This window comes from Acinetobacter rudis (genome assembly GCF_000829675.1).
GTDB lineage: Bacteria > Pseudomonadota > Gammaproteobacteria > Pseudomonadales > Moraxellaceae > Acinetobacter > Acinetobacter rudis.
This window is the reverse complement of sequence record NZ_BBRX01000116.1, coordinates 1-5,390: the sequence shown is the minus strand read 5'-3', so window position 1 is coordinate 5,390 and position 5,390 is coordinate 1. Positions and strand designations below refer to the sequence as shown.

Sequence of the window (5,390 nt, the reverse complement as noted above, 5' to 3'; positions counted from 1 at the left end):
ATCATTAAGAGATTATGAAGAACAACTTGTGTGGATTTTTACTGGTTGGATCGATGAAATATTATCATTGATTGATTGGTAGAAATTACTCGAAGTTTATTTGAGAATATTTTTGTCAGAAAATTGATGAGCCAAGATTTGTACCCTTATAGGTACTAATGATTTTAACTGAAGAGTTTGATCATGGCTCAGATTGAACGCTGGCGGCAGGCTTAACACATGCAAGTCGAGCGGGGAAAGGTAGCTTGCTACTGGACCTAGCGGCGGACGGGTGAGTAATACTTAGGAATCTGCCTATTAGTGGGGGACAACGTTCCGAAAGGAGCGCTAATACCGCATACGCCCTACGGGGGAAAGCAGGGGATCACTTGTGACCTTGCGCTAATAGATGAGCCTAAGTCGGATTAGCTAGTTGGTGGGGTAAAGGCCTACCAAGGCGACGATCTGTAGCGGGTCTGAGAGGATGATCCGCCACACTGGGACTGAGACACGGCCCAGACTCCTACGGGAGGCAGCAGTGGGGAATATTGGACAATGGGGGGAACCCTGATCCAGCCATGCCGCGTGTGTGAAGAAGGCCTTTTGGTTGTAAAGCACTTTAAGCGAGGAGGAGAGGCCCTAGGTTAATACCCTAGGTGCTTGGACGTTACTCGCAGAATAAGCACCGGCTAACTCTGTGCCAGCAGCCGCGGTAATACAGAGGGTGCGAGCGTTAATCGGATTTACTGGGCGTAAAGCGTGCGTAGGCGGCCATTTAAGTCGGATGTGAAATCCCCGAGCTCAACTTGGGAATTGCATTCGATACTGGGTGGCTAGAGTATAGGAGAGGAAGGTAGAATTCCAGGTGTAGCGGTGAAATGCGTAGAGATCTGGAGGAATACCGATGGCGAAGGCAGCCTTCTGGCCTAATACTGACGCTGAGGTACGAAAGCATGGGGAGCAAACAGGATTAGATACCCTGGTAGTCCATGCCGTAAACGATGTCTACTAGCCGTTGGGGTCTTTGAGACCTTAGTGGCGCAGCTAACGCGATAAGTAGACCGCCTGGGGAGTACGGTCGCAAGACTAAAACTCAAATGAATTGACGGGGGCCCGCACAAGCGGTGGAGCATGTGGTTTAATTCGATGCAACGCGAAGAACCTTACCTGGCCTTGACATACTAGAAACTTTCCAGAGATGGATTGGTGCCTTCGGGAATCTAGATACAGGTGCTGCATGGCTGTCGTCAGCTCGTGTCGTGAGATGTTGGGTTAAGTCCCGCAACGAGCGCAACCCTTTTCCTTATTTGCCAGCACTTCGGGTGGGAACTTTAAGGATACTGCCAGTGACAAACTGGAGGAAGGCGGGGACGACGTCAAGTCATCATGGCCCTTACGGCCAGGGCTACACACGTGCTACAATGGTCGGTACAAAGGGTTGCTACCTAGCGATAGGATGCTAATCTCAAAAAGCCGATCGTAGTCCGGATTGGAGTCTGCAACTCGACTCCATGAAGTCGGAATCGCTAGTAATCGCGGATCAGAATGCCGCGGTGAATACGTTCCCGGGCCTTGTACACACCGCCCGTCACACCATGGGAGTTTGTTGCACCAGAAGTGGGTAGGATAACCGTAAGGAGTCCGCTCACCACGGTGTGGCCAATGACTGGGGTGAAGTCGTAACAAGGTAGCCGTAGGGGAACCTGCGGCTGGATCACCTCCTTAACGAAAATCGACTGGCTGGTAAGAATCCACAACAAGTTGTTCTTCACGTATCTAAATGGGTCTGTAGCTCAGTTGGTTAGAGCACACGCTTGATAAGCGTGGGGTCACAAGTTCAAGTCTCGTCAGACCCACCAACCTTTTAGAGTTTTACAAGGCTTAGATACGAATCACAAATGATCAAGCTGGGGACTTAGCTTAGTTGGTAGAGCGCCTGCTTTGCACGCAGGAGGTCAGGAGTTCGACTCTCCTAGTCTCCACCACTCATCTTTAGATGAGTTAAGTTGAGTATGATAGTTTATAGAGCTTAGTGAGAATGCAAGTTGTTCTTGTAATTTTATTAATCTCTGTGATTTATCACAGTTTATCTTGACCTGACGAAGGCAAGATTAATCATTAACAGATTGGCAAATTTGAGTCTGAAATAATTGTTTGACTCATACAATGAATAGAGATTATCAGTACATTGTTACTTGATGGTTAAAATGAATTGCATGAGAACTAGCGAAATTAACTGAATCAAGCGTTTTGGTATATGAATTCAATTGAAGCTGTACAGTGTTTAAATACACAGTACTTCAAACTGTAAGTTGATAGTGCTCCTTGTAGGTGCTAGCGACTGTTTGGGGTTGTATAGTCAAGTAATTAAGTGCATGTGGTGGATGCCTTGGCAGTCAGAGGCGATGAAAGACGTAATAGCCTGCGATAAGCTTCGGGGAGGCGGCAAATATCCTATGATCCGGAGATTTCTGAATGGGGAAACCCACCTGTTATAAGACAGGTATCGTATGATGAATACATAGTCATACGAGGCGAACGAGGGGAAGTGAAACATCTCAGTACCCTTAGGAAAAGAAATCAATTGAGATTCCGTCAGTAGCGGCGAGCGAACGCGGATCAGCCCATTAAGTTATGTGTGTTTTAGTGGAATGCTCTGGGAAGTGCAACCATAGTGGGTGATAGTCCTGTACACGAAAGGGCACACATAATGATGACGAGTAGGGCGAGGCACGTGAAACCTTGTCTGAATATGGGGGGACCATCCTCCAAGGCTAAATACTCCTGACTGACCGATAGTGAACTAGTACCGTGAGGGAAAGGCGAAAAGAACCCCTGTGAGGGGAGTGAAATAGATCCTGAAACCGCATGCATACAAGCAGTGGGAGCCACTTCGTGTGGTGACTGCGTACCTTTTGTATAATGGGTCAGCGACTTATATTCAGTGGCGAGGTTAACCGTATAGGGGAGCCGTAGAGAAATCGAGTCTTAATAGGGCGTTTAGTCGCTGGGTATAGACCCGAAACCGGGTGATCTATCCATGAGCAGGTTGAAGGTTGGGTAACACTAACTGGAGGACCGAACCCACCGTCGTTGAAAAGCCGGGGGATGACTTGTGGATAGGGGTGAAAGGCTAATCAAACTCGGTGATAGCTGGTTCTCCCCGAAAGCTATTTAGGTAGCGCCTCGGACGAATACCATTGGGGGTAGAGCACTGTTTCGGCTAGGGGGTCATCCCGACTTACCAAACCGATGCAAACTCCGAATACCAATGAGTACTATCCGGGAGACAGACTGCGGGTGCTAACGTCCGTAGTCAAGAGGAAAACAATCCAGACCGCCAGCTAAGGCCCCAAAATCATAGTTAAGTGGGAAACGATGTGGGAAGGCATAGACAGCTAGGAGGTTGGCTTAGAAGCAGCCACCCTTTAAAGAAAGCGTAATAGCTCACTAGTCGAGTCGGCCTGCGCGGAAGATGTAACGGGGCTAAAACTATGTGCCGAAGCTGCGGATGTATACTTTGTATACGTGGTAGGGGAGCGTTCTGTAAGCCGATGAAGGTGGATTGAGAAGTCTGCTGGAGGTATCAGAAGTGCGAATGCTGACGTGAGTAACGACAAAACGGGTGAAAAACCCGTTCGCTGAAAGACCAAGGGTTCCAGTCCAACGTTAATCGGGGCTGGGTGAGTCGACCCCTAAGGCGAGGCCGAAAGGCGTAGTCGATGGGAAATTGGTTAATATTCCAATACTTCTGTGTAATGCGATGAGAGGACGGAGAAGGTTAAGTCAGCCTGGCGTTGGTTGTCCAGGTGAAAGACAGTAGGCATGCATCTTAGGCAAATCCGGGGTGCTCTATGCTGAGAGTCGATAGCAAGCTAGTTTACTAGCGAAGTGGCTGATACCCTGCTTCCAGGAAAAGTCTCTAAGCTTCAGTTACACAGGAATCGTACCCGAAACCGACACAGGTGGTCAGGTCGAGTAGACCAAAGCGCTTGAGAGAACTCTGCTGAAGGAACTAGGCAAAATGGTACCGTAACTTCGGGAGAAGGTACGCTGCTGACGGTGATGGGATTTACTCCCTGAGCGGTTGGCAGCCTCAGAAACCAGGCCGCTGCAACTGTTTATTAAAAACATAGCACTCTGCAAACACGAAAGTGGACGTATAGGGTGTGATGCCTGCCCGGTGCTGGAAGGTTAATTGATGGGGTTAGCGTAAGCGAAGCTCTTGATCGAAGCCCCAGTAAACGGCGGCCGTAACTATAACGGTCCTAAGGTAGCGAAATTCCTTGTCGGGTAAGTTCCGACCTGCACGAATGGCATAATGATGGCGGCGCTGTCTCCAGCAGAGGCTCAGTGAAATCGAAATCGCCGTGAAGATGCGGTGTACCCGCGGCTAGACGGAAAGACCCCGTGAACCTTTACTGCAGCTTGACATTGAACTTTGATCTTACTTGTGTAGGATAGGTGGGAGGCTTTGAAGTAGTGACGCCAGTTACTATGGAGCCATCCTTGAAATACCACCCTGGTAATATTGAGGTTCTAACTCTGTCCCGTTATCCGGGACGAGGACCATGTCTGGTGGGTAGTTTGACTGGGGCGGTCTCCTCCTAAAGAGTAACGGAGGAGTACGAAGGTGCGCTCAGCGTGGTCGGAAATCACGCGTAGAGTATAAAGGCAAAAGCGCGCTTAACTGCGAGACCAACAAGTCGAGCAGGTACGAAAGTAGGTCTTAGTGATCCGGTGGTTCTGTATGGAAGGGCCATCGCTCAACGGATAAAAGGTACTCTGGGGATAACAGGCTGATACCGCCCAAGAGTTCATATCGACGGCGGTGTTTGGCACCTCGATGTCGGCTCATCTCATCCTGGGGCTGAAGCAGGTCCCAAGGGTATGGCTGTTCGCCATTTAAAGAGGTACGCGAGCTGGGTTTAGAACGTCGTGAGACAGTTCGGTCCCTATCTACCGTGGGCGCTGGAAATTTGAGAGGATCTGCTCCTAGTACGAGAGGACCAGAGTGGACGAACCTCTGGTGTACCGGTTGTGACGCCAGTCGCATCGCCGGGTAGCTATGTTCGGAAGGGATAACCGCTGAAAGCATCTAAGCGGGAAGCCTACCTCAAGATTAGATTTCCCAAGGAATTTATTCCTCTAAAGATCCGTTCGAGACTAGGACGTTGATAGGTTGGATGTGGAAGCATAGTGATATGTGTAGCTGACCAATACTAATTGATCGTGAGGCTTGACTATACAACACCCAAACAGTTGTTGTATTTCAATAAAATTCATCAAATATACTTGATTTAGTTAACGCTAGACAATATCATTCCAGACCCAAACAGCCCTTCTGTTAAACTCATTTGACAAAAGCTTAGGCATCTATAAGACCTAACAAGTAGTCATAAACAGTTGTG

At 48.8% G+C, this 5,390-nt stretch carries 2 tRNA genes and 2 rRNA genes; all 4 read left to right on the top strand.

Annotated elements, in window-relative coordinates:
- Nucleotides 1-165: 165 nt before the first annotated feature.
- The 4 genes from Aru01_RS17770 to Aru01_RS17755 all read left to right on the top strand — a co-directional run bounded on the left by Aru01_RS17770 (nucleotide 166) and on the right by Aru01_RS17755 (nucleotide 5,226).
- Nucleotides 166-1,704 (top strand): 16S ribosomal RNA (locus Aru01_RS17770).
- Nucleotides 1,705-1,761: 57 nt separating this feature from the next.
- Nucleotides 1,762-1,838: transfer RNA gene (locus tag Aru01_RS17765), tRNA-Ile, on the top strand.
- A gap of 50 nt (nucleotides 1,839-1,888) precedes the next feature.
- Nucleotides 1,889-1,964 (top strand) — tRNA-Ala (locus tag Aru01_RS17760).
- Between the two features lie 372 nt (nucleotides 1,965-2,336).
- Nucleotides 2,337-5,226 (top strand): 23S ribosomal RNA (locus tag Aru01_RS17755).
- The 16S and 23S rRNA genes sit together here with 2 tRNA genes alongside, the layout of an rRNA operon.
- Nucleotides 5,227-5,390 lie beyond the last annotated feature (164 nt).